We start from the raw sequence: 23945 nt of genomic DNA, 5'->3' as shown, positions 1-23945 counted from the left end.
AACTATGGCAGATCCCACACTTTCCCGGCTGAGCTCGCTCCTCCTCGAAGATTCCGTCGATCTCAGCTGGCAACGCGCCTTCTATGAAGACATGCACGCCCACCCAGAGCTGTCCCACCAAGAGGAACGCACCGCCGGGCGGATTCTGGAACAACTAGACAAGTACGAGTGCGAGCTCATCACCGGAATCGGCGGCCACGGCATCGTCGCTATCTTCCGTAATGGGGACGGCCCGACCGCGCTGATGCGGGCGGATTTTGATGCCCTCCCCGTGGCCGAGGAAACCGGCGTCCCCTTCGCCGCCACCAATGGCGCGATGCATGCCTGCGGGCACGATGTGCACACCACGGCATTACTCGGCGCGTGCGCGATTCTTGACGCCCACCGCGACGCCTGGCACGGCACCTTCCTGGCACTCTTCCAACCCGCGGAGGAGTCATCCATGGGCGCCAAATACATGATTGCGGACGGGCTTACCGAGCGCGTTCCCACACCCGATGTCTGCTTTGGCCAACACGTCATGCCGGGCCCCGCCGGCCAGGTGCAGTCCACCGCCGGCCCCATCCTGGCCGGCTGCGATTCCCTCCGCATCCGCATTACGGGGCGCTCAGCGCACGCCTCCATGCCACACGAGGCCATCGATCCTTCCTACGTGGCCGCCATGGTGGTCACGCGCCTGCAGGCCATCGTCGGCCGCGAAGTTCCACCCCATGATTTCTTCGTCATCTCGGTAGGCGAGCTGCATTCGGGCGATAAAAACAACATCATTCCAGGCAGCGCCGAACTCGTGCTCAACACCCGCTATTACAAGCCGGAGTTGGCGCAGCGCGTCTACGCCTCCCTCGAGCGTATGGTGCGCGCCGAGTGCGAAGCCTCAGGATGCCCAGCAGAGCCCACCTTCGAGTATTTTGCCCACGGCGAAGTCACCGATAATGACGCTTCCACTCATGAGACCGTTCGCTCGGCCTTCGACGCGGTCTTTGCTGATCTCTCCGTCAGCGCCACCCCGTCCACCGTCTCCGAGGATTTCTGTTATCTCCCACAAGCCTGGGACGTGCCTTATAGCTTCTGGTTCATCGGCTCCACGCCGGACAACCTCCTGGACAACCCGCCGGTTAACCACCAATCCACTTTCCTGCCGGATTATGAGCCCACCATGCGCTCGGCCACCCGCGCCGGGGCTGCAGCCGTCCTGTCTTTTCTGGGGCGCTAACCTTCCCTGCACAACGTTTTCGCCGTGCGTGATGATTAACGCACGGTGGCTGGCAGTGCTCTCGCCTGCAGCTGAATGCGGAACTGGTTAAGCTTGGGTATTGGTATTTTTCCGCATTTTTATGCCTAAGGTGAAGGGATTCTTATGAGTCAAGCCCAGCACTCCGATTTTCAAACCGCAGTTCCCGGACACGTCCGCGCCGCTGCTGGTGTCTCCCCCTCTGCCGCGACCAACCGCAAGTTCTGGTCCGGCTTGTCTTCTTCAGTAATGGAGCAGATTGCTGACAACTGGGAGACCACCCGCACCGCCTACTCCGCCGCCCGCCAGCAGCACTACTTCTCTGCTGAGTTCCTCCAGGGACGCGCCCTGCTCAACAACCTCACCAACGTCGGCCTCGTCGACGAAGCCCGCGCCGCTGCCAAGGCCGCAGGCCACGAGTTGGCTGATGTCCTCGAAGCCGAGCACGATGCCGCGCTAGGCAACGGCGGCTTGGGCCGCCTCGCCGCCTGCTTCCTCGATTCCGCTGTCACCCAGAACTACCCGGTCACGGGCTACGGCCTGCTCTACCGCTACGGCCTCTTCCGCCAGTCCTTCGACAACGGTTTCCAGCGCGAGGAACCGGATGCCTGGATGGAAAATGGCTACGACTTCATCATTCGCCGTGCCTCCGAGCAGCGCTTGGTCCACTTCGATGACATGGACGTACGCGCTATCCCCTATGACATGCCGATTACCGGATACGGCACCGACAACGTAGGTACGCTGCGCCTGTGGAAGTCCGAGCCTATCGATGAATTCGATTACGATGCATTCAACTCGCAGCGCTTCACCGAGGCCATCGTGGAGCGCGAGCGCGTCATGGATATTTGCCGCGTGCTCTACCCCAACGACACCACCTACGAAGGCAAGGTTCTGCGCGTTCGCCAGCAGTACTTCTTCGTCTCGGCCTCGCTGCAGCAGATGATCGATAACTACATCGAGCACCACGGCGAGGACCTCACCGGCTTCGCCGAGTACAACTGCATCCAGCTCAACGACACCCACCCGGTGCTGGCCATCCCAGAATTGCTCCGCCTGCTTCTCGACGAACACGGGATGGGCTGGGATGAAGCCTGGAAGGTTGTCACCGAGACTTTTGCCTACACCAACCACACGGTGCTGGCTGAGGCTTTGGAGAGCTGGGAAGTATCCATCTTCCAGAAGCTGTTCTGGCGCATTTGGGAGCTGGTGGAAGAGATCGACCGCCGCTTCCGCGAAGACATGGCCCAGCGCGGCCTGGATCAAGGGCGCATCGACTACATGGCTCCGGTATCCGACGGGCACGTCCACATGGCGTGGATCGCTTGCTATGCCGCGTACTCGATCAATGGCGTCGCCGCCCTGCACACCGAAATCATCAAGGCGGACACGCTCTCCGAGTGGCACGAGCTGTGGCCGGAGAAGTTCAATAACAAGACCAACGGCGTGACCCCGCGTCGTTGGCTGCGCATGTGCAACCCGCGCCTGTCCGACCTGCTCACAGAACAAGCTGGCTCCGATGCCTGGGTCACCGATCTGACCGAGCTGGCCAAGCTGGCTCCTCTGGCTGAGGATGAGAAGGTGCTGCGCCAACTCATCAACATCAAGCGCGCCAACAAGCAAGATTTCGCCGCATGGATTGACGCACACCAGGGCTCGGTCGTGGATCCGGATTCCATTTTCGACGTCCAGATCAAGCGCCTGCACGAGTACAAGCGCCAGCTGATGAATGCGCTTTACATCTTGGACCTGTACTTCCGCATCAAGGTCGACGGCGAAACCGTTCCGAAGCGGACCTTCATCTTTGGTGCGAAGGCTGCGCCGGGCTATGTCCGCGCGAAGGCCATCATCAAACTCATCAACACCATCGGTGACCTAGTCAATAGCGACCCGGCTACCAAGGACGTGCTCAACGTAGTCTTCGTTGAGAACTACAACGTCTCCCCTGCTGAGCACATCATCCCGGCTGCTGATGTCTCCGAGCAGATCTCCGTGGCAGGCAAGGAAGCCTCCGGTACCTCCAACATGAAGTTCATGATGAACGGTGCCCTGACCTTGGGCACGATGGACGGCGCCAACGTAGAGATCGTCGAGGCAGTGGGCGAAGACAACGCCTACATCTTCGGCGCCCGCAACGAAGACATCCCTCAGCTGCGCGCCGAGTACAACCCGAGCGAGCTCTACAACACGGTTCCGGGCTTGGCGCGTGTCCTCGATGCCTTCACCGATGGCACGCTGGGGTCGGAGAATGCAGGCATGTTTGGTGATCTTCGTTCCTCGCTGCTCGACGGCTTCGGCGAAAACGCTCAGGACACCTACTACGTCCTGGGAGATTTCGCCGACTATCGCGAGACCCGTGACCGCATGGCGGCTGACTATGACGCCGACGAGCTGGCATGGGCTAAGAAGGCCTGGCTCAACATCTGCTATTCCGGGCGCTTCTCCTCTGACCGCACTATCGCTGACTATGCCAACGAGGTGTGGAAGCTGGCCCCAACCCCCATTTCCAACGTCTAGACGGACAGGGGTTAATAGACGTACTAGTGCCTGTTAACCCCTAGACGGGCTTTCCACAAAACAAAGCGCCGCCTCACCACCGTTCCTCCTTCCCACTTAGTGGGTAAGGAAGCAACCGTGGGTGAGGCGGCGTTGCTTTTCTGCGACAGTTTTACTTATCTCGCAGAGTCTGGCCCAGCTCGTGGACCTGAATCATATTGGTGTTACCAGAGATTCCGGGAGGGGTACCGGCGATGACGACGATCATGTCGCCTTCCTTGTACTTATCCATTCCCAGCAGAGCCTCATCAATGGCGGCCATCATGTCATCGGTGGACTCGACCGAATCACTCAAGAAGGTCTCTGCGCCCCAGGTCAACGCCAGCTGCGAGCGCACCGCCGGGTGCGGGGTGAAGGCAAGGAGCGGCAGCGGGGAGTGCAAGCGAGCCACGCGCTTCGCGGTGTCGCCGGAGGTGGTGAAGGCGACGATGGCCTTCGCATTAAGGCGCTCGGCAATATCGCGCGCGGAGTAAGAGACGACGCCACGCTTAGTGCGCGGCACGTGCGTCAGCGGAGGAACCTGGCCGCCCTGCTCAGCGTTCGTCACGATGCGGGACATCGTGCGGACAACATTCTGTGGGTCGATGCCGACGGAGGTCTCACCGGAGAGCATAACGGCATCAGCACCATCGAGCACTGCGTTAGCCACGTCGGAGGCCTCCGCGCGAGTCGGGCGCAGGTTGGAGATCATGGAATCGAGCATCTGCGTTGCCACGATCACCGGCTTGGCATTCTCACGCGCGATCTGGATAGCGCGCTTCTGGAACAGCGGAACCTGCTCCAGCGGTACCTCGACGCCGAGGTCACCGCGCGCAATCATGATGGCATCGAAAGCCAAAACGATGGATTCGAGGGCATCGACTGCCTCCGGCTTCTCGAGCTTCGCGATAACCGGGACGCGGCGGCCTTCCTCATCCATGATTTCGTGGACTTTGTCCACGTCCGCAGGAGAACGAACGAAGGACAGGGCAACCATGTCCACGCCGAGCTTCAATGCGAAGCGAAGGTCAGCAATGTCCTTCTCCGACAACGCCGGCACAGAGATGTCCATGCCAGGCAAGGACACGCCCTTGTTGTTGGAGACCGGTCCGCCCTCGGTGACCTCACAAACAACGTCATTGCCGTCGACTTCCTTGCAGACGACGGCGACCTTGCCGTCGTCGATCAGCAGGCGGTCACCCGGCTTCGCGTCCTTCGCCAGGTTCTTGTAGGTGGTGGACACGCGGTCGTGCGTGCCTTCTACGTCTTCGACGGTGATGCGGACGATTTCGCCGTCCTTCCACATCTCTTCACCGTTGACGAAGCGACCCAGACGGATCTTCGGTCCCTGGAGGTCCGCCAGGACGCCGACTGCGTGGCCGGTCTCATCGGTAGCCTCACGGACCCAGCGGTAGTTCGCCTCGTGGTCCGCATGCTCGCCGTGGGACATGTTGAGACGCGCCACGTTCATGCCTGCTTCAACGAGGCCAAGGATTCCTTCCTTGCTTGCTACAGCAGGACCCAACGTACAAACAATTTTGGTTCTTCTATCCAACATGGAGTGCCTTATTCACATCGGGAGTTTCTAACGGTTCCCAAACTACCCCGCTTTGCTGGTCTTGGCCACCACGAATGAAGCTCACACCATGTTTTGGCCCTTGAATCAGGCTTCCCCGGCGACTGTTGCAGCCCCTTCCGATTCGGCAACAACCGGGAATAACCGGGCACATCTGGGCATTTTATGTCCTTGCGCCCGAAGCTCGAGACTCTCGGTCAAGTCGTCTTAGAACATTGTGTGATCCCGGCTACTTCCCGAAATCTCAGCGCCTAAATCTGTCGCTAGGCGCTGCGACTGTCACCTTTGTGAGTCAGCGGCTCCGACGCTGTCACCGACGTCGGCGGCACGGGCCGGGTCCACCTCTTCTGGCGTTTCCTGGCCTCGCGGCAACCGGAAATACACGATGAGTGCTACAACAAAGCAGACCACCGATACGATGACATTGACACGCAGGCCAAAGATGAGCGTGGCATCGTCAGCACGCATGTTTTCTACAACGAAGCGCCCCGCTGTATATCCGGCGACATACAGCGCAAACACACGACCATGGCCGAGCTTGAATGCCTTGTGGGCCCACAGCAGGAACACGCACACCGCCACGTTCCACAGCAGCTCATAGAGGAATGTCGGATGCACCGAAGTGATTACTTCCCCGGTCGAGCGGCCACTGATCGGCGCGTATTCACCGCTTTCATTCACGCGATAATAAATGTCAAGTGCCCACGGGACGGTGGTCTCACGACCATAGAGTTCCTGGTTGAACCAATTGCCTAGTCGGCCGATAGCCTGCGCCAATATGAGTCCGGGGGCGACGGCATCCGCAAACGGCCCCAAAGGGATGCCCTTGACTTTGAACATGAGCCACACGGCGACCGCGCCAAGAGCCACTGCGCCCCAAATACCCAGTCCGCCGTTGGTGATTTTCAGTGCGTCGAGAGGATCACACGTGGAACAGAAGTACTTATCATTATCCGTAATCACGTGATAGAGGCGGCCGCCAATGATGCCGGCCGGGATCACCACCAAGGCAGCATCCCAGACCACATCCGGGTTTCCACCCCGGGCAGTATAGCGGCGCAGAGTCATCCACAGCGCGACGAGGATGCCGACGATAATGCACATGGCATACGCACGAATAGGAACTGGGCCGAGATGCCACACGCCTTGAGGCGGAGAGGGAATGTTGGCGAGGTAGTAAATCTGCACGGGAAATAGTGTGCCTGAAAAAGACGGCCGCTACAACGCGCCTAGCTTCTGCGCGAAGGGCACGCCGGATGCTGGCCGGCAGCCACTAAGGAGCGGGCCAAAGCCATCGGGTCCTGGGCCGCCATGATGGACTCACCGACGAGAATGGCATCGGCTCCCTGCGAGGCATAGGACAGCACGTTACGCGGACTATTAACGCCGCCCACGGCAATACGTGTAATGCTCTCAGGAAGACCCGGTGAAATAGTAGAAAAGGCCTCCCGATTAAGTGCATCGGAGGCCAAAGACCACGCATTGATCGCCACAACAGTACCCCCTGCTTTGATAACGCGATCCACCTCAGCGCACGTGCGTACTTCCAGGATGGCTGTCATCCCGAGGGACTCTACGCGGTCGAGGAGCGACTCGAGGCGAGCCTGATCAAGCAACTCCACCTGTAAGGGAATCGCATCCGCCCCATAACACCGCGCTTCATGAATCTGATAGGGATCAACAATGGTGTCACGGCACAGCATAGGAATGTCGATCGCAGCGCGGGCAACACGCATGTCCTCCAGGGAGCCATGAAAGCGGCGCCTGTCTGTCTGGCAGGCCATGACGTGCACGCCTGCTTCCTCCAGCTTTCGTGCCAGGGTCCCGACGGAGTGCGGCCCGTCTAGGTGGACGATTTCTCCCCCATAAGGCACGGCGCGCTTGATTTCGGTGATGATAGAACACCCCGAGCGCAGTAAGGCCTGGGCGGTATCGCGCGGCGCGTCCATGTCTCGAGACCGCGCTTTAACTTCCTTGAAAGGGACGCGCGCCTCCCGTGCGGCTACATCAGCTAGTACGCCGGCCACAAGATGATCGACGGCAATCGGGGTAGGCATGGAGCACCTCCCTTCCCCGAAGGAAACTCAAAGAAAGAAACAAGGGCGTTTGAGATCACACTTAGGCTAGCGCGCCCTTGCCTCTAACAAGAAATCTGGGGCACCCGATTCCGCGCTAAGACCACTCTCTAAAGCAGGAAATGTAGCCACGGCTCACGTGGCTGCCATGCCTAGGTAGACCGGGGATCGGTAGGGTCAATATCGGCGTCCAGGGCATCCCACATCACACGGCCGGAGTCCTGGGAGGTTTCAAGATCTTCCTGCAGGCGTTCCTGGCGTACCGCCGGGGTTTCATATTTGGTGGAACGGGGCTTATCAGCCCCCGGATTGCTCGCCACCATGACCGCGCCGAAGAGGGCGAGCGCCGCACCGACGATAGCCAGCACGGGGCCAGCGGTCGATGCATCAGCGGTGAGAACAGTGGCCCAATCCGAAATGGTTGCGGAATCCACGGAGGTATCGTTCGTTCCTCCCTGCAGCAACTCTTGAGCACGCTCCGCCTCGGGGCCGGCAGTCAACAGCGCAACCGGGCGCCATCCGGCAGCCGCCGCGGCGAGTGCGGTGAGGACAGAGACAATTCGACGGCCCGTGCGCCGCAGCGCAAAGGCTGCCACACCGCCAGCGAGCACCACGACGCTGAGCGCAATGAGCTCAAGAGACCACAAGGAACCAGATAATTCCGCAACACTCGAACCGGCCTTATCGTCTTCGACCGCCGCCGACACCCACGTCATGCGGGAAGACAGCCACAACAGGATGGCGCCAACGAACATCAACACTGGTCCGATGCGTTTAGCTCCACTGCGCTTTGTTTCAGTGCGCTTAGCCATTGTTCTCCTCTCCGAAGAGATTGCGTGCATCGAAGCACGTGCGGTCCCCGGTATGGCACGCGCCGCCGTGCTGACGCACGGTCAGCAAGACGGTGTCTCCATCGCAGTCTAAACGCGCACCCACCACCTCTTGGGTATTGCCGGACGTCAGGCCCTTAATCCAATATTCGCGGCGTGAGCGTGAATAATAGGTTCCACGACGCGTCGCCAACGTATAGGCCAAGGCATGATCATCCATCCAGGCCAGCATGAGCACTTCTCCGCGCTCCGATTGCACAATGGCCGGAACCAAGCCCGCCTCGTTGCGCTTAAGCTGCTGAGCAATCTCTTCACTCAGCTCATAGTCCCCTACGGCCTCTGAATCAGTGCTTCCGTGTCCGCTGCTTTCATTGTGTTCCTTCACTGGCGAACCTCCTTCCCTGCTGCCGCGAGCGCTTCCTTAACCTCAGAGATCTCTACCTCACCGAAGTGGAAGATGCTGGCCGCAAGCACGGCATCTGCTCCGGCATCAACGGCCGGTGGGAAATGCTCGGCCTTACCCGCTCCGCCAGAAGCGATGATCGGCACGGACACCGCCGCACGCACCGCCTCAATCAGTTCGATGTCGAAGCCCGCCTTGGTGCCGTCCCCATCCATGGAGTTCAGCAGAATCTCACCAACCCCCAATTCCTCACCGCGCTTGGCCCACTCCACGGCGTCGAGTCCCGCCGAGCGCGTTCCGCCATGCGTGGTGACCTCAAAGCCACTGGGAAAATCTGCTGCGCGGCGAGCATCCACCGAAAGCACAATGCACTGGGAACCAAAGACATCTGCCAGTTCGCGCAGCAACTCCGGGCGCGCGATAGCAGAGGAATTTACCGAGACCTTGTCCGCGCCGGCGCGGAGCAGCTCACGGACATCATCCACCGACCTGACGCCACCACCAACGGTCAGCGGGATGAAAACTTGATCGGCCGTACGGCGCACCACATCGAGCATGGTGCCGCGACCATCCTTTGATGCGGAGACGTCGAGGAAGGTCAGCTCATCAGCACCCACCTGTCCATAGCGGGCAGCCAACTCCACTGGGTCACCGGCATCACGCAGGTTTTCGAAGTTCACGCCTTTGACCACGCGGCCATTATCAACGTCAAGACACGGGATCACGCGCACGGCAAGTGCCATGGTGACCATCCTCCTAAAACTAAAGGTCAGATGAGAGGCAGTCCGTATGGAAACTGCCGAATACTAAAAACTACGTCCGGTTTCAGCGCCCAATTCCAACGCTGGGGTCTAGTGCCGAAGCCTAGCGCTCCCCACGAGGATTTCGGGCGATGGCATCCAGAATTGTGGCATGGACCTGCGGGGTCCCTCCCACAAAGCCCTTCGAATTGGCGGTCCACTCATTTCCTTCTGGATCGCTCACGCGGCCACCGGCGGCCTTGATCATGAGCGCACCCGCCGCGTTATCCCATGGGTGCGGCGAGAAATTCACCGCACCATCAAACACGCCCTGGGCCACGAAGGCATTGTCCAGCCCCACCGACCCAGTCATGCGGGGACGCAACCCGGTTTCTCGGAGGTCATTGAACAGGCCGGTCGGCAGGTGTGAGGAACAGCCCACGTGGCCGCGAGCCTCGTCGAAGCCCTGAGCCTCTTCGCCGCCCCCGAAACCGGTCGAGGGGCCGCCGCTGGTGCGCAGCGGCATGCCTTGCGCCGCAACGACACGACGGTTCAGCAACGGAAAACCTGCAACTGCGACGACGGGCTTTGCTTCGTGCAAGAGTGCTACAAGAATTCCACAGCACGGATTTCCCGCAGAATAGTTCGCGGTCCCGTCCACTGGGTCCACGACCCAGATCGTTTCTTGGAGGTCTCCCCCGTATTCCTCGCCGAGCACCGGGATGCCAGTGAGCTGACTTAGCGTTTGGCGCAGCTGCTGCTCAATGACCAGATCTACCTCGGTGGCAAAGTCCCCTTCGCCCTTGAAACGCGCGGGCGCTGCACCGAGGCCCCTGCGAAAGAGATCATCAACGTGGTCCACCGCTGCTTCCGCAAAGGCAACAAGCTCGCGTGGGTCCGACGCTGAAGGTCCTGTCATCGGGGCCATAGGCCTACCTCTCCTCGATCGGGTCGATGTATTCCTCTTCCGGCAGCGGGGTCACCTCTGCGACGGCAGCGAGGGCCTCCTCCAGCGTGAAGCGCTCCTCATAGAGAGCCTTACCAATGATGGCGGAATCAATTCCTTCATTTTCGTAGAGGGCCAACTCACGTAGATCATCCAGGGTAGAAATCCCGCCGGAGGCAGTGACCTTGGCTTCCGTGGCGGCCGCGACCTCACGCAGCAACTCAATGTTGGGGCCCTGCAACGTACCGTCCTTGGACACATCCGTTACTACAAAGCGAGTACAACCAGCCGCGTCGAGGCGTTCGAGGACCTCCCAAAGGTCGCCGCCATCGGATACCCAGCCGTTACCTCGCGTACGCCACTCGCCATCTATCAGGCGGACCGCCAAATCCACTGCGATACGGTCACCGTGTTCTGCCAGGGCCTTGGCAATCCAGTCGGGGTTCTCCAAGGCCGCGGTACCAATATTGACGCGGCGCGCACCGGTAGCGAGAGCCCGGGCCAGGGTCTCATCATCTCGAATCCCGCCGGTCAGCTCCACGTTCAGGTCCACGCTCGTGGTGATTTCGGCAAGCAGTTCATGGTTGGATCCGCGGCCGAAAGCAGCGTCCAAATCGACTGCATGCAGCCACTGCGCCCCCTGAGCCTGCCACTTCAGGGCAGCCTCACGCGGCGAGCCATAGGATTTCTCGGTTCCGGCCTCTCCTTGATCGAGGCGAACTGCCTGACCATCAACGACATCAACCGCGGGCAACAGTGTAAAACTCATGGTGGGTAGTCTACCTTTCACGCAGGCTCTTTAAAGCGTTCCTATCCAGTTCTTCAGCAGCTGCGAACCAACGTCACCAGATTTCTCCGGGTGAAATTGGGTGGCCCACAATGCGCCATTGTCTACCGCAGCGACAAAACGGTCACCGCCGTACTCAGACCACGCCACCTTCGGCGGCTCCGTAATTTCGGTCTCGAGCTCCCAGTTCCGCGCGGCATAGGAATGCACGAAATAAAAGCGATCCTCTACGCTCACGCCTTCAAACATGCGGCTTCCGCTAGGAAGCTCCACGGTATTCCATCCCATGTGCGGGAGGACGGGCGCCTGCAAGCGAGTGACCTCCCCCGGCCACTCCCCGCAACCTTCGGTGTGCACGCCGTGTTCGGTGCCGGACTCAAAGAGAATCTGCATGCCTACGCAAATCCCCAGAACCGGGCGACCACCAGCCAATCGCTGACCAATGATTCGCGGCCCCTGTGCAGCGCGCAGCCCCTCCATGCAGGCAGCGAAAGCGCCTACACCGGGTACCAACAAGCCATCGGCCTCTACAGCTAGTTTCGGGTCTGCGGTCACCGTAACGGTGGCACCAACCCGCTCCAGCGCGCGCACTGCCGACCGAACATTGCCAGCGCCATAATCTAGGACTACTACGTCGTGTGAGCTCATCGTGCTTCCTTTCCGGGCCTCTTCGGCCTTCTAATCATGCGCAGGCGAGTCTGAATATCATTCAGCTCGCTCACACGGGTTTTGCCCAAGGCGCGGTCAGCCGTGGACATGAGCAGGCCCACCGCGATGATGGCAGCGCCGGCGGCGAAGGCGCCATCATATCCGGACATAGCCACGACAGCGCCGAGAACCGTCGAACCAAGGCCGGTTCCACCGTCATAGAAGATATTCCACACCGCAGAGCCCTCCGAGAGACGCTCGCGCGGGAGACGGTCAAACATCGACAACAAGGCCTCGTTTTGCACGATGCCGAAACCCGCACCATAGATGACAGTGCCGAAGACAAGCAGCCATACCGACCATTCTTGCCACAGCACGGCGGCGATGAGACCCACACCAAAGACTGAGAAAGCCTGAGCGGGAATCATCAGCGTGCCTGGCTGGCCCACTCGGTCCGCCACCACACCGGCCACATAGCGTGCGATCATGGCCGAGCCACCGATCACCGACAGCATGAGACCGCCCAAGACAGCGCCGCGCTCAGGGTCCAGCTCGCGCACCGCCGGGGAAATGAAGTTGGAGGCCACGCCGTAGCTCACGGAGAAACTGGTCAGGGCCAGCGCGGGGACGAGCACGAGCTTCCACATTGGTGCCCGCGGAGTGGTGTCCGTGGGATCCGGCAAGCCCACTGGAGCTGCCTTGATTTGGGGTACCAGAATGCACGTGAAGAATCCCAGTAGGCCAAGGCCAGCGGCCAGAAGATACACCGTTTTGTAGTTGAAGGCTGAAGCCACCGCAAGACCCAAAGGTAAGAAGGCCATTTGCGCCGCTCCGATGAACAACCCGAAGATACCGGTGGCCTTGCCCAGAAGGCGCCGTGGCGTGATTTCCGCGATGAGTGCGTTCTCCGCCACCGTGAGCGCACCGAAGCCGATTCCGCGCAGGGCGGAGAAGCCCAGGGCGATCGGGGCGACGTCGCCCAGCATGTGCCCCAACGCCGGCAGCCCCAGCAACAGCGCCGAGGCTGCCATAATCGGGCGATAGCCAAAGATACGCAGCAACATCGGAGTTGCCATCTGGGTAAGTACTGTGGCCAGCATGAACACGCCAGTCGTGGCACCAGCCAATGTCGCGGAACCGCCGGAATCCAGCACGGCCAGCGGCACCACGGGCAGCAAAACCGACCACGCGCCAAAAGCGGAAACCACCGCGATCATGGTTTCCCTAAAGCCAGCAACCTTCCATACGCTCTGAGGGGTCTTTTCCGTCACTTCGCCGCCAATCCTGCTGAGAAGATGTCAAGGAACCACACCAAGGCAGCGGCCACGGAGACCGCCGCGAGTGCACCCGCGACCACGGTCATCAGCACCGACCCGTTCTGGTAAGCCGCCCACGCACCACCGACGAGCAAACCGGCGACCAGAAAGAGAACGAGAACCATTGCATTCATAAGTCTTAGAGCGCTCCCTTCGTCGAAGGAACTCCGTTCACGCGCGGATCCTGCTCAGTAGCCTGGCGCAGAGCACGGGCCACCGCCTTGTACTCGGCCTCCGTGATGTGGTGCGGATCGCGGCCGTAGCGCACGTTGACGTGCAAGGTCGTCGCCGAGTGCGTGGCAAAGGTTTCGAAGAAGTGTCGGTTGATAACCGTGGCGTAGTGCCCACCGATAATCTGCCACTCCATGTTCTCCGGCTCGCCATTCATCACGAAGTAGGGGCGCCCTGAGATATCGACGACGGCTTCCACCAGCGCCTCATCCATGGGCAGCAGCTGGGACCCGAAACGGCGGATTCCGGACTTATCCCCCAACGCCTCCAGAAAAGCGCGGCCCAGCACGATAGCAGTGTCTTCGACCGTGTGGTGAGCATCGATGTCAATATCGCCCTCAGCGTGGACGCGAAGATCGAAGGAGCCGTGGGTGCACACAGCGTTAAGCATGTGGTCAAAGAACGGCAGCCCCGTCGAAATATCCGCCTGGCCGGTGCCATCGAGGTTTATTTCTACGGAGATCTTTGTCTCCCCAGTGACGCGCTCTGCGCGGCCAATGCGGTCGCCATGGTTGTGACGTACAGCGTCGCCAGCACTCATTGCTCCACGCTCCTTCTTCAAGTCATGGGCCCACAATGTGGGCTCAATTCATCATCGTTTCAGTTAGTCATCTCTACTTTATCTGCCAAATCTGCCGCGGCCGAAAGGAAGGCGTCATTCTCTTCGGGCAGACCAATCGTGGCGCGCAGAAGTCCCGGTACACCGTTATCTCGAATCAGGACATCACGGTCCAGGAACCCCTGCCACACCGCGTGCTGATCGGCAAAGCGTCCGAAGGACACGAAGTTGGATTCGCTCGGCACCACGTAGTACCCGAGCTCCTTAAGCCCTGCGACAACCCGGTCCCGCTCCGCCGATAGTTTGGCCACGGTTCCCAAGGTCTCTTCCTTATGAGCAAGGGCCACGGTGGCCGCGATCTGAGAGAGAACCGACAGGTGATAGGGCAAACGAACGAGCATGACGGCTTCCACGAAAGCCGGATCTGCCACGAAGTAACCCAAGCGCCCGCCGGCGAAGTCGAAGGCCTTGGACATCGTGCGCGATACCACGAGCTTGGTCGGGTACTTCGCCAGCAGTGTTGTTGCTGACGGCGAGGGCGAGAATTCCATGTAAGCCTCGTCCACGATAACGATGCCCGGCGCGGCCTGCACGATCTTCTCCACCACATCGATCGGGGTGACGTCACCGGTGGGGTTGTTCGGGGTGGTGATGAAGACGACGTCGGGGCTGTGCTTGGCGACGGCCTCCAACGCCTCCTTTTCATCAATCCGGAAATCCGCATCGCGCGAGCAGGAGATGAATTCGGTTTGGGTGCCCGCGCACAGGATGGGGTGCATGGAATAGCTCGGGGTAAATCCCAGCGCGCTACGCCCCGGCCCGCCAAAGGCCTGAAGCAGCTGCTGCAAAACCTCATTGGAACCGTTAGCTGCCCAGACGTTCTCCACGCTGACAGCCACCCCGGTTTGCTCGCTGACGTACTCGGCCAGTGCCGTGCGCAGCTCCACGGCATCGCGCTCTGGGTAGCGGTTGAGCTCCCGCGCGTGCTTCTCGACGGCCGCCACCATGTCCTTCACCAGCGCCTCCGAGGGCGGATAGGGGTTCTCGTTGGTGTTGAGCTGGTTGGTCACCGTCAGCTGCGGGGCTCCATAGGCGCTGGAGCCGCGCAATTCTTCGCGAAGGGGAAGATCCTTCAACTCAGCCATTGCTTAAGCCTCTTCTTTCTGGGTATCGGTGTCATCAGCGAATCGTGCCGCAATTGCTTCACCATGGGCGGGCAGCGCCTCCGCGGTGGCGAAGGCAATGACATTCTGCGCTACCTCGCCGAGTGCTGCGCGGTCATACTCAATGAGGTTGACTGGGCGTAGGAAGGTGTGCGTCGACAGCCCAGCGCTGAACCGCGCGGTTCCCGAGGTAGGCAAAACGTGGTTGGAACCGGCGGTGTAATCACCGAGCGGAACGGGCGAATAATCGCCAACGAAGATTGCACCGGCGTGGCGGATGCGCTCCGCAACTGCCCGGGCATTCTTCGTGTGAACCTCCAAGTGCTCAGCGGCATAGGCGTCCGCGACAGCGATACCTGCCTCGAGATTGTCGACCACGACAATGCCGGACTGTTCTCCACGCAATGCCTCAGCCGCGCGCTCGGCGTTGGCTGTGGCGGTATAGCGCTGAGCTACCTCCGCATTCACCGCAGCGGCAAAGTCCTCAGAATCGGTGATGAGCACGGAGGCAGCCATGGGATCGTGCTCCGCCTGGGAAATGAGGTCATAGGCCACGTAGACGGGGTTAGCGGTCTCGTCGGCCAGGATGGCGATCTCGGTAGGACCAGCTTCCGCATCAATGCCCACCACTCCCTGCACCGAGCGCTTAGCGGCAGCAACAAAGACGTTGCCGGGACCGGTGATGATATCGACAGGCTCCAGCGCTTCTTCACCCGTAATGGGTTCATCATCGCCGTAAGCCAAAAGTGCGATGGCTTGCCCGCCGCCGACGGCCCAGACATCATCCACGCCCAGCATGTGGCACGTGGCCAGCACCGTCGGGTGCGGCAGGCCGCCGAATTCCTTCTGCGGCGGAGAAGCCACGACCATCGCCGCAGCGCCCGCTTCTTGAGCGGGGACGGCATTCATAATGACGGAAGACGGATACACCGCCTTGCCGCCCGGAACATAGAGCCCTACGCGCTCAATGGGCTGGAAAACCTCGGTGACCGTCGCACCTGGCGCCAGCGTCGTCGTGTGTGAAGCCGGCTTCTGATCAGCGTGAACGGCGCGCACGCGCGCGATAGATTCTTCGATGGCTGCTCGCACACTCGAATCCAGTTCCTCGGCAGCCTTCTTCAGCTCCTCCTTAGGCACTCGCACCGCGGCGGGGCGGATTCCGTCGAATTGTTCGCCGAAGTCGAGGGCCGCCGCCGCACCACCCTTGCGTACCTTCTCCACCATGGGGATGACGGTGCCCATCACCGAGGACACATCCGTTCCCCCTCGCGGCAAGACTCGGCGCAACCGGGAGGTGGTTAGTTCCTCTCCACGCAGGTCGATGGTTCGTAGCATGCTCAGACCCCTTTTATAATATGCAGCGGTTTCTATACCTTCCCATTACTATACCTGGACCGAAAAGCCAGCGAGCTGGCAGGTAGGGGTTATAGAATGTGCCACTAGTAACACATTCCGGGACCCCGAATCGGTGAAGGGAGGCGACGAGATGAGCAACGGCGCCGATGGCCTGGACAGCCAGTCTCCTTCCAACCTGCTTGCCCGCGTCGAAAACCTCGCGCACCGCGAAAGCCTCGATTGCATTCGGGTCACCGCACACGAGCTCCTCTTCCCCCACCCACCGCTTGGGGAAACCCGCGCTTTCATGGACACCGAGGGCGAACCAATCCTGCGTTTTTACACCACGCACCACGGCATTCTAGGTTTCGGCGACATCCCCGCTCTCAGTGAATTCGTCAACGACTGGAACCATGACTGCCTCTCGCCGCACCTCATCCTCAACTATTCGGCACCTACCGAGGTAGAAGTGTGGGGGCATTCCTTCCTCGTGGTTCACCAGAAACCCACGACGTCCCAGCTTGCCGCTTCGGTTCTGCCAGCACTCCACAACGCCGCGGCCTGCCTCGAAGAACTGGCCGATCACTTCCCGGTCCTCACTCTGCCCCGTCCGACGACTCCGGAAGAACAAACAGAACTAGACGGCCCCGTCTCCGCTGTGGATACTGCCCGCCTTGGGGAGATCCTTCCTACCCTGGGGATAACGCGCTTCCAATCGGATGCCGACGAGGCCGTCTATGCCTGGATCAATGATGTCCTTTTTGCTTTCGCCATCGATTCCGGCCCCAGCCTCATTATCAAAGGCCATTGGGATCCCAACCTGCCGGGCAGCGAGTTCTCCAAAATCTTCCTCATTTGCAATGACTGGAACCGGACCAATCACTCAGCCTCAGCCTTCTGTCACTCCAACATTGATGGGCTGCAGGTGCGCATTGATTACGCGATCATGACGGGCGCCGGGCTTTCCGACGCCCAACTGATCACCGCCCTCGGCCGCGGCATCAAACACGTCCTCCACGGGATCGACGACATCTCACGCGATGCGGTGGGCTCCTCCCCCGTCGCTTGGCCCTAGCGCATCATCGACCGCCGCCTCATCGTCTACCGTTTCGCTTTCGTGCCAAACGCTGGGCGGATCAAAAAACAGCGCAGACCAATAGGCAAACATGGCCATAAATGGCCCTACGAGCCAGGCAATGCCAGGTGAGAAATTCGGGACAAACTCCACAAACTCCCCGGGACTTTCTGGAATATCAGTGGCTGTCGCCCCACCGAAGACATAGAAGGACGCCGCACCAGCCAAAGCTGCCAGAGCCACCCATAATAGCAGGCCGACGCCGCGGTAGCGCTCTCCCCAACGGTGGGCGATAAGCCCCAAGGCCATACCGAGGAATCCTGTGATCAGCACGAAGGTGATATAGGAGTCGAATTGCACGTCGGCGACGTTGCCCAAAACATAGCCGCCATCCTCCATTCGATGACCCTCCAGAATAGGCCGCCACAGCCCCCATACAGCGCCAACAGCGGAAAATCCAAAGAGGGCTAACGCGAGCAACCCCGCGCCGAATCCGACGGCGCGGGGTATGCGAAGGCTAGGTGCACGCAGTGCAGGCACGATACTCTCTAGCCGCAGAAGGTCCAGTTACCGTTCTCACGCTTGAAGCGCATGGTGGAGCTATCCGTGCCCTGGCTGGTGTTGACGTTCACGGTCGCGGAGGCATCGTCACCGTTAACCACGACATCGTTGATGGACTCAACGCCAGTCTTGGACCAGTCAAAGCCATCCATCTGGGAGGTATCCTGGCCCGCTGCCGCCATCATGTCCTTGAGCTGGTTCATCGGAACATCCGGAACCTGGTTGTAGTCAACCTGGTCGAGACCGGAGTTCGGATCGTTGCGGATAGCCGCGCAGGTGTGCTCCGGGAGGTACTTCACGAAGGAACGCATGGTCTGCTGCTCATACATACCGCGCACTAGGGCGTTAATACCGTCGACATCCTCCTGGCTGGCGGCCTCACCCTGCACCGGTTCGACCTTGGGCATGTTCTGGAAAGGATCCGCGCCTTCTTCGAAGGGGTTGGCCAGAGTCTGGTTAGCAGCCTCGGGTTTCTCCCCCTCCGGCTTGGAAGCATCGTCCTTATTCTCTTCGCCGTCCTTCTTGTCCTCACCCTCCTTCTTCTCCTCAGAAGTCTTCTCCTCAGAAGTCTTTTCCTTAGACTTCGTAGTCGTGGTGGTCTTTGCTGCAGAGGACGCCGTGTCGCCTGCATTCTCATCATCGGAACCACAAGCAGCCAAGGAAAGCGGTGCAACGAGCGCAACAGCAATGAGGGACTTCTTGGCAGGTGTCAGAAAAGACAAGGGAAAACTCCTAAATATATAGAGAGCGATAGGTTAAACCACGCTGGGCGCGGCGTTTGCTCTTGGGCAACTTACATAACCTTAACAAGGGCTGTTTGAAGAATTCATATCCTACACCTTGAAGCTTCCTGTGAGCCTCACGTGGGGTTTCTCTTGCCGCGTAGAGTTGGTCGTGTGCACCTTTCTCGCGACGCTATCGTTTCCACCGCCCTTGAGCTCTTGACCCAATACGGCCTTGCTGATGTCACTATGCGCCGAGTCGCCACGAACCTCGGGGTCGCCCCCGGCGCGCTGTACTGGCACGTGGCCAACAAACAATCGCTGATCGCGGCCATGACTGCTGAAATACTCGCTCCTGTCACCGGGGAAAGCACGGCGGAGCTGGTCAGCTCTCTGCACAGTGAGCTGCAACGCTGGCGCGATGGAGCTGAAGTGGCCATCGCCGGAGCATCCTTCCCCGAATCCTCAGCGAGCGCCGACTTAGAAAAGCTATTCACCAAGGCACTGCAGAAGGAAGCACCCGATGCCTCGCCGGAGGATAGAGCCGTCGCCGCCCGCACTCTGATCCACTACACGCTGGGCGCCACTTTCATGGAACAATCCCGAGAGCAGCTCAGTGGGGCGGCGCTAGGAGGGACGTCGCCAAGCACAGCGTCTACAGCTCCCGAGACCGCCCCGGTAGACGCCACCTCGGTGCGCGCAGCAGAGCTGATGGTCGCCGGCTTAAGGTCACTGCGAAGCGATCACATACATCAGAATTGACTAAGCTAAGCCTCATGACTGAGACCCGTGCTGACCTAACGCTATCTCGCCAGGTGTGGCCTGGTTCCCCCTCCCCTCTCGGCTCCACCTTTGATGGAGCCGGTACTAATTTTGCTATCTTTTCCGAAATCGCCGAGAAGGTTGAGCTCTGCCTCATTGACCAGGACGGCAACGAAGAACGCATCGAATTAACCGAGATCACCGCCCACGTCTGGCACGCCTACCTCCCGAACGTCAGCCCCGGGCAGCGCTACGGATACCGCATCCACGGCCCGTATGAGCCAGAACATGGTCTGCGCTGCGATCCCTCAAAACTTCTTGTCGATCCTTATGCTCGCGCCTTCGACGGCGACTTTGATGGGGATCCCTCGCTGTACTCCTACGATATCTTCGCAGAGGAACCCGGCACCGGCCGCAACCAGGATGACTCCTTGGGCCACACCATGCTCTCCGTGGTCATCAACCCGTTCTTCGAGTGGCACGGCGACAACCGTCCGCATACCCCGGATAATGAAACAATTATCTACGAAGCCCACGTCAAGGGCATGACGATGACGCACCCGGATGTGCCGGAGAAGCTTCGCGGCACCTATGCCGGCATGGCGCACCCGGCGATCATCAACTACTTCAAGGACTTGGGAGTGACAGCCGTCGAGCTGCTGCCGGTTCACCAGTTCTTGCAGGATGATCGCCTGCGCCAGCTGGACCTGCGCAACTACTGGGGTTATAACACCTTCGGGTTCTTCGCCCCGCATGCTGACTATGCCTACGCTAAGAAGCCCGGCGAGGTAGTTGCTGAATTCAAGGCCATGGTTCGTGCCTTCCATGAGGCTGGAATCGAGATCATCCTCGATGTGGTCTACAACCACACCGCCGAAGGCAACCACATGGGCCCCACCATCGCCTTCCGTGGCATTGATAACCACGCCTACTACCGCTTGGTTGATGACAATCCCGAGCACTACATGGACTACACCGGCACCGGTAACTCCCTAAATGTCCGTCACCCGCACTCCCTCCAGCTCATTATGGATTCGCTTCGTTACTGGGTGACGGAGATGCGCGTGGATGGCTTCCGCTTCGACCTCGCTTCCACTCTGGCGCGCGAGCTGGATGACGTCGACAAGCTGGCTACCTTCTTCGATTTGGTTCAGCAGGACCCGGTGGTCTCCAAGGTCAAGCTCATCGCCGAACCTTGGGACGTGGGCCATAACGGATACCAAGTTGGTAACTTCCCTCCCATCTGGAGCGAGTGGAACGGCAAGTACCGCGATACCGTCCGTGATTTCTGGCGCGGGGAGCCGGCGACCATGGGTGAATTTGCCTCACGCCTGACCGGCTCCTCCGATCTCTATGCCAATAACGGCCGCCGCCCCACCGCGTCTATCAACTTCATCACCGCCCATGACGGCTTTACGCTGCGCGATTTGGTGTCCTATAACGAAAAACACAATTCCGAGAACAGTGAAGACAATCGCGACGGTGAGTCCCACAACCGCTCGTGGAACCATGGCGTGGAGGGGCCGACTGACGACGAAGAGATTAAGAAGCTCCGGCGCCGCCAAGTCCGCAATTTCCTCACTACCCTCCTGCTATCCCAGGGCACCCCGATGTTGTGCCACGGTGATGAGCTGGGCCGCACCCAGAACGGCAATAACAACGTGTATTGCCAGGACAACGAGATTTCCTGGATCGATTGGTCGATGCTGAAGCAGGAAAAGAACAGCGCCATGCACGGCTTTACCAAGCGCCTCATCAACATCCGCAAGAACCACCCGGTGTTCCGCCGCCAGCGTTTCTTGGCTGGTGGCCCCTTCGGCTCTGAGGTGAAGGACCGCGATATTGCCTGGCTCGTGCCCTCCGGCAAACTCATGACCCCGCAGGACTGGGATTTTGAGTTCGGCAAGGCCCTCATGGTCTACCTCAACGGTAACGCGATTACGGAAACCACCGCCCGCGGTGAACGCATTACGGATGATTCCTTCATCATGATTTTCAACGCCCACCACGAAGACATCGAGTTCACACTGCCCAAGAAGGACCTGGGTGCTAGTTGGCGGCTCATCGTCGACACCTCTGATTCCGGTGGCTATCCGGACGAGGAGAAGCTCATCGCGGCCGAAGGGTCCATCGTGGTGCAACCGCGCACGACGCTGATTCTGCGCCAGACTGAGCCCCCGGTTTTCGACGACAGCGATGACTCTGCACAATCCGCTGCCACGGCAGCAGCAACTGATAGCTAGACTGCACTCCACCGTCTGCAGTCCACCATCAACCCCGTCCTTGAAAGGAAACCGTGTCCTATACCGCCCACGGTGCCGTCATTGATGTCACCACCGATGCCCTCACCGTCCACCGCTCCCAGCTTTCCGCTTCCCTTGGCGCCCCAGCTCGCGAGACTCTCTCCTTGGCTGATGCCACGGGCGTGGAGTGCACGGAACCGACGGCAACCGGGTTTGGGCAGGTCATAGTGCGCGGCACGAGCGATTCTGCGGGGACTGGTGAGGACACGGTTATCCGCTTTGCGCCGGGTCAAGATGCGGCGGCATTCGCCCGCGCGGTTGAGGCAGCGCTGCGCGGGGAAGCACCGGCTGCCAGCACCGGCGTGCAGGGGCTGGACTTCACCGCCGTCGATGTGGAAACCGCCAACGATAACTGGGGCTCGGTCTGCCAGATCGGTGCGGTCCGCTTCCGCGACGGCGAAGAAACCGAGTCCCGCACGTGGCTGTGTACTCCCCCTCCGGGACTCGAGCACTTCGACGAGGTCAACATCAGCATCCACGGCATCACGGCGGAGGACGTTGCTGATGCTTCACCCTTCGCTGATGCTGCTGCCGAGCTCTTCGAGTTCCTCGGCACGGACACGCTGGTGGCCCACAACGCGCAATTCGATTCCACGGCCCTGCGCAGTGGCCTCAAGAAGGCCGACGCGCCGGTGCCAGAAGTTCGCTTAGCGTGTTCCCTGGCACTGGCCCGCGATGCCTCCCGTGCGGGCGTCATCGACGTGGCGAACCATAAGCTTCCCACCGTCGCCTCCTGCCTCGGTGCCGAGGATTTCCGCCATCACGAGGCCACAGCCGATGCCCGCGCGGCGGGCGAGATTGTCAGTGCCCTGGCGCAGCGCTTTGGCTACTCGGGAAGCATCGAGGACTTATTCACCTCCCGTGATTTTGCACTGGGCACGTTGAGCGAGGAGTCCATCATCCCGGTCCTGCGCGCCAACACCGCTCCGCTCTCCGCGGCCGACTTGGGCGCCGGTACGGATTTCCGCGACAAGACGCGCATGGCAGGCACAGCCTCGGGCTCGAAGAAAAACAAAAAGAGCTCCGCCGCTAAGGAGCGCCGCGGTCCGGCCCCGTGGCAATCCGTATCTACTCCGGACACCATCCCGGATCCTAATCCTGATGCGGATCCGGAAGGCGCGCTATTTGGTCAGAATGTCACCCTCACCGGTGACTTCGAGCCTTTCGACAAGGGCCTTTTGTGGTCCAAGATTGCTGAACGCGGCGGCCAGGTGGGCAAGAACGTCACGAAGAAGACCACCATCCTGGTCGTGGGCCAGTGGGCTACCAAAACCTCTAAAGAAAAGCGCGCTGAGGAGCTGCAGGGCAAAGGCCAGGACATCGCAATCTGGCAGACGGACAAGCTGTTGGAGGAGCTGCAGCTTGATGAAGCTCCGCCGTTCTAACCTGCGTATCTGTTGAGCACGGAGGCGCAAAGCATCAAGGCTCTAGCGCGTGGTGGGTTTTCTCCGAACTAGTGGGAACCTGTGGGCATAAAGTGCAGTCCAATAAGGGCAAGGAACCTGCACTTGCCTACCTTTTGGAGTAAATCCACCATGACCATCGCGCTGCCCACCTCCCTCCGCATCGACCACCTGCTCCCCTCGCTCTGCCCGAGCGAAGAGCTCAACGGAGTCAAGCTCTGTGATGATGGCTTCGGTGATTCACCTGCTAGCCTCCAGCTATCGCGCACGCTATCGATGTCCTTGGTGCACGGCACGGGCGCTGAAGCCAAGCGCGTGAGCCAGCGCGCTGTGGACGATATGGGGTTGACCGTGCGCCAAGCGTGGGATACTGCCGCGCTGAATCTGCAACGCCGCGCACTGACGCAGCAGGGGCTGCGTTTCTTTACCCGGCCTGCTGAGCTCGGACTCAGTAGAGCGGAAAGCGGCCTCGAGGTGCGGGTGCATCGCTGCGCTGTCTCGTCGTGGTTGGCTCACCCGCAGGCCTTCGTTATCCTAAACAATCATCTGCAGCGGCTTAGCCAGGCTCGGAGCATTACCTACCTCGTGCCTGATGCACACACTCTCTACGCGCTGCTCAACGTTTCCCCGCCGCGCGCCACGGAACTGGCCTACCGCGCGGCCGAATTGCGCCCGCGCCATCGACCACCGCTGAGCTTGCAACCACTAGTATTGGCTAACGGCTTCCCACTGGAGGTATAGAAA

The 23945-nt window shown here is 60.3% G+C and carries 23 protein-coding genes; 7 read left to right on the top strand and 16 right to left on the bottom strand.

The window, feature by feature from the left end; translation table 11 throughout:
- Nucleotides 1–4 precede the first annotated feature (4 nt).
- Together HMPREF2743_RS11460 and HMPREF2743_RS11455 are read left to right on the top strand one after the other, a co-directional pair.
- Nucleotides 5–1213 (top strand): amidohydrolase, encoded by a 1209-nt coding sequence (locus HMPREF2743_RS11460; protein WP_070526860.1) that lies wholly within the window; start codon nucleotides 5–7, stop codon nucleotides 1211–1213.
- 144 nt (nucleotides 1214–1357) lie between these two features.
- A complete protein-coding gene (locus HMPREF2743_RS11455) occupies nucleotides 1358–3748 on the top strand; it encodes a glycogen/starch/alpha-glucan phosphorylase (protein WP_070743560.1) in 2391 nt (796 codons plus the stop codon).
- Between the two features lie 151 nt (nucleotides 3749–3899).
- Here HMPREF2743_RS11455 and pyk read toward each other — a convergent pair whose 3' ends face one another.
- The 14 genes from pyk to hisD form a co-directional block, all read right to left on the bottom strand.
- Nucleotides 3900–5321 (bottom strand): pyruvate kinase, encoded by a 1422-nt coding sequence (gene pyk, locus HMPREF2743_RS11450; RefSeq protein ID WP_070527582.1) that lies wholly within the window; start codon nucleotides 5319–5321, stop codon nucleotides 3900–3902.
- A 300-nt stretch (nucleotides 5322–5621) separates the two neighbouring features.
- On the bottom strand, nucleotides 5622–6530 hold the full coding sequence (gene lgt, locus HMPREF2743_RS11445) for a prolipoprotein diacylglyceryl transferase (RefSeq protein ID WP_070818823.1): 909 nt from the start codon (nucleotides 6528–6530) through the stop codon (nucleotides 5622–5624).
- A 41-nt stretch (nucleotides 6531–6571) separates the two neighbouring features.
- Entirely contained in the window at nucleotides 6572–7399 is an 828-nt protein-coding gene (locus tag HMPREF2743_RS11440) for an indole-3-glycerol phosphate synthase TrpC (protein ID WP_070526851.1), read from the bottom strand.
- Between the two features lie 170 nt (nucleotides 7400–7569).
- Nucleotides 7570–8229 carry a TIGR02234 family membrane protein gene (locus HMPREF2743_RS11435; RefSeq protein WP_070526848.1) on the bottom strand — a complete coding sequence of 220 codons (660 nt, stop codon included), beginning with the start codon at nucleotides 8227–8229 and terminating at the stop codon, nucleotides 7570–7572.
- Nucleotides 8222–8632 carry a phosphoribosyl-AMP cyclohydrolase gene (hisI, locus tag HMPREF2743_RS11430; protein WP_070526845.1) on the bottom strand — a complete coding sequence of 137 codons (411 nt, stop codon included), beginning with the start codon at nucleotides 8630–8632 and terminating at the stop codon, nucleotides 8222–8224. The genes HMPREF2743_RS11435 and hisI overlap by 8 nt, the downstream gene beginning before the upstream one ends.
- Nucleotides 8629–9393, bottom strand: coding sequence for an imidazole glycerol phosphate synthase subunit HisF (gene hisF / locus HMPREF2743_RS11425; RefSeq protein ID WP_010190470.1), 765 nt, complete (start codon nucleotides 9391–9393; stop codon nucleotides 8629–8631). The genes hisI and hisF overlap by 4 nt, the downstream gene beginning before the upstream one ends.
- A 121-nt stretch (nucleotides 9394–9514) precedes the next feature.
- On the bottom strand, nucleotides 9515–10318 hold the full coding sequence (locus HMPREF2743_RS11420; protein WP_070818822.1) for an inositol monophosphatase family protein: 804 nt from the start codon (nucleotides 10316–10318) through the stop codon (nucleotides 9515–9517).
- 4 nt (nucleotides 10319–10322) lie between these two features.
- Nucleotides 10323–11105, bottom strand: coding sequence for a bifunctional 1-(5-phosphoribosyl)-5-((5-phosphoribosylamino)methylideneamino)imidazole-4-carboxamide isomerase/phosphoribosylanthranilate isomerase PriA (gene priA / locus HMPREF2743_RS11415; RefSeq protein WP_070526838.1), 783 nt, complete (start codon nucleotides 11103–11105; stop codon nucleotides 10323–10325).
- A gap of 30 nt (nucleotides 11106–11135) precedes the next feature.
- On the bottom strand, nucleotides 11136–11771 hold the full coding sequence (hisH, locus tag HMPREF2743_RS11410) for an imidazole glycerol phosphate synthase subunit HisH (protein ID WP_070526835.1): 636 nt from the start codon (nucleotides 11769–11771) through the stop codon (nucleotides 11136–11138).
- Nucleotides 11768–12988, bottom strand: coding sequence for an MFS transporter (locus HMPREF2743_RS11405; RefSeq protein WP_070743572.1), 1221 nt, complete (start codon nucleotides 12986–12988; stop codon nucleotides 11768–11770). The genes hisH and HMPREF2743_RS11405 overlap by 4 nt, the downstream gene beginning before the upstream one ends.
- Before the next feature lie 50 nt (nucleotides 12989–13038).
- Complete coding sequence (locus HMPREF2743_RS11400; protein ID WP_070526828.1) at nucleotides 13039–13221, bottom strand: hypothetical protein; 183 nt, start codon at nucleotides 13219–13221, stop codon at nucleotides 13039–13041.
- Between the two features lie 5 nt (nucleotides 13222–13226).
- Entirely contained in the window at nucleotides 13227–13859 is a 633-nt protein-coding gene (hisB, locus tag HMPREF2743_RS11395) for an imidazoleglycerol-phosphate dehydratase HisB (protein WP_070743575.1), read from the bottom strand.
- 59 nt (nucleotides 13860–13918) lie between these two features.
- Nucleotides 13919–15022 carry a histidinol-phosphate transaminase gene (locus HMPREF2743_RS11390; protein ID WP_070743578.1) on the bottom strand — a complete coding sequence of 368 codons (1104 nt, stop codon included), beginning with the start codon at nucleotides 15020–15022 and terminating at the stop codon, nucleotides 13919–13921.
- Between the two features lie 3 nt (nucleotides 15023–15025).
- A complete protein-coding gene (hisD, locus tag HMPREF2743_RS11385; RefSeq protein WP_070526819.1) occupies nucleotides 15026–16375 on the bottom strand; it encodes a histidinol dehydrogenase in 1350 nt (449 codons plus the stop codon).
- 151 nt (nucleotides 16376–16526) lie between these two features.
- On the opposite strand from hisD, the gene HMPREF2743_RS11380 reads away from it, so the two are divergent.
- Nucleotides 16527–17450, top strand: a complete 924-nt coding sequence (locus HMPREF2743_RS11380) for a YbjN domain-containing protein (RefSeq protein WP_070526816.1) — start codon at nucleotides 16527–16529, stop codon at nucleotides 17448–17450.
- Here HMPREF2743_RS11380 and HMPREF2743_RS11375 read toward each other — a convergent pair.
- Together HMPREF2743_RS11375 and HMPREF2743_RS11370 are read right to left on the bottom strand one after the other, a co-directional pair.
- A complete protein-coding gene (locus tag HMPREF2743_RS11375) occupies nucleotides 17409–17849 on the bottom strand; it encodes a hypothetical protein (protein ID WP_070818821.1) in 441 nt (146 codons plus the stop codon). The two genes, HMPREF2743_RS11380 and HMPREF2743_RS11375, sit on opposite strands and share 42 nt — an antisense overlap.
- Before the next feature lie 149 nt (nucleotides 17850–17998).
- Nucleotides 17999–18733 (bottom strand): hypothetical protein, encoded by a 735-nt coding sequence (locus tag HMPREF2743_RS11370; RefSeq protein ID WP_070526810.1) that lies wholly within the window; start codon nucleotides 18731–18733, stop codon nucleotides 17999–18001.
- A gap of 174 nt (nucleotides 18734–18907) precedes the next feature.
- On the opposite strand from HMPREF2743_RS11370, the gene HMPREF2743_RS11365 reads away from it, so the two are divergent.
- From HMPREF2743_RS11365 to HMPREF2743_RS11350, 4 genes are all read left to right on the top strand, one after another.
- Nucleotides 18908–19495, top strand: a complete 588-nt coding sequence (locus HMPREF2743_RS11365) for a TetR family transcriptional regulator (RefSeq protein WP_070526807.1) — start codon at nucleotides 18908–18910, stop codon at nucleotides 19493–19495.
- A gap of 14 nt (nucleotides 19496–19509) precedes the next feature.
- Nucleotides 19510–21738: a glycogen debranching protein GlgX gene (glgX, locus tag HMPREF2743_RS11360; RefSeq protein ID WP_070526803.1), complete on the top strand. Its 2229-nt coding sequence runs from the start codon at nucleotides 19510–19512 to the stop codon at nucleotides 21736–21738.
- Nucleotides 21739–21791: 53 nt separating this feature from the next.
- The gene (locus HMPREF2743_RS11355) at nucleotides 21792–23183 is read left to right on the top strand and encodes a 3'-5' exonuclease (protein ID WP_070743588.1); all 1392 of its coding nucleotides are present in this window, start codon (nucleotides 21792–21794) and stop codon (nucleotides 23181–23183) included.
- 123 nt (nucleotides 23184–23306) lie between these two features.
- Complete coding sequence (locus tag HMPREF2743_RS11350; protein WP_246818706.1) at nucleotides 23307–23942, top strand: hypothetical protein; 636 nt, start codon at nucleotides 23307–23309, stop codon at nucleotides 23940–23942.
- The last annotated feature ends 3 nt before the right edge of the window (nucleotides 23943–23945 follow it).

The sequence above is a fragment of the Corynebacterium sp. HMSC036D02 genome (genome assembly GCF_001836165.1).
Taxonomy (GTDB): Bacteria; Actinomycetota; Actinomycetes; order Mycobacteriales; family Mycobacteriaceae; genus Corynebacterium.
The sequence above is the reverse complement of the archived record's forward strand: the minus strand, read 5'-3'. Positions and strand labels throughout refer to the sequence as shown.

What these genes read in the sequence shown, in the direction of transcription:
- HMPREF2743_RS11460 (WP_070526860.1), top strand. Translation starts at nt 5, where the DNA reads ATGGCAGATCCCACACTTTCCCGGCTGAGCTCGCTCCTCCTCGAAGAT.
- HMPREF2743_RS11455 (WP_070743560.1), top strand. Translation starts at nt 1,358, where the DNA reads ATGAGTCAAGCCCAGCACTCCGATTTTCAAACCGCAGTTCCCGGACAC.
- HMPREF2743_RS11440 (WP_070526851.1), bottom strand. Translation starts at nt 7,399, where the DNA reads ATGCCTACCCCGATTGCCGTCGATCATCTTGTGGCCGGCGTACTAGCT.
- HMPREF2743_RS11435 (WP_070526848.1), bottom strand. Translation starts at nt 8,229, where the DNA reads ATGGCTAAGCGCACTGAAACAAAGCGCAGTGGAGCTAAACGCATCGGA.
- hisF (WP_010190470.1), bottom strand. Translation starts at nt 9,393, where the DNA reads ATGGCACTTGCCGTGCGCGTGATCCCGTGTCTTGACGTTGATAATGGC.
- HMPREF2743_RS11420 (WP_070818822.1), bottom strand. Translation starts at nt 10,318, where the DNA reads ATGGCCCCGATGACAGGACCTTCAGCGTCGGACCCACGCGAGCTTGTT.
- priA (WP_070526838.1), bottom strand. Translation starts at nt 11,105, where the DNA reads ATGAGTTTTACACTGTTGCCCGCGGTTGATGTCGTTGATGGTCAGGCA.
- hisH (WP_070526835.1), bottom strand. Translation starts at nt 11,771, where the DNA reads ATGAGCTCACACGACGTAGTAGTCCTAGATTATGGCGCTGGCAATGTT.
- HMPREF2743_RS11405 (WP_070743572.1), bottom strand. Translation starts at nt 12,988, where the DNA reads ATGATCGCGGTGGTTTCCGCTTTTGGCGCGTGGTCGGTTTTGCTGCCC.
- HMPREF2743_RS11400 (WP_070526828.1), bottom strand. Translation starts at nt 13,221, where the DNA reads ATGAATGCAATGGTTCTCGTTCTCTTTCTGGTCGCCGGTTTGCTCGTC.
- hisB (WP_070743575.1), bottom strand. Translation starts at nt 13,859, where the DNA reads ATGAGTGCTGGCGACGCTGTACGTCACAACCATGGCGACCGCATTGGC.
- HMPREF2743_RS11390 (WP_070743578.1), bottom strand. Translation starts at nt 15,022, where the DNA reads ATGGCTGAGTTGAAGGATCTTCCCCTTCGCGAAGAATTGCGCGGCTCC.
- hisD (WP_070526819.1), bottom strand. Translation starts at nt 16,375, where the DNA reads ATGCTACGAACCATCGACCTGCGTGGAGAGGAACTAACCACCTCCCGG.
- HMPREF2743_RS11380 (WP_070526816.1), top strand. Translation starts at nt 16,527, where the DNA reads ATGAGCAACGGCGCCGATGGCCTGGACAGCCAGTCTCCTTCCAACCTG.
- HMPREF2743_RS11375 (WP_070818821.1), bottom strand. Translation starts at nt 17,849, where the DNA reads ATGGAGGATGGCGGCTATGTTTTGGGCAACGTCGCCGACGTGCAATTC.
- glgX (WP_070526803.1), top strand. Translation starts at nt 19,510, where the DNA reads ATGACTGAGACCCGTGCTGACCTAACGCTATCTCGCCAGGTGTGGCCT.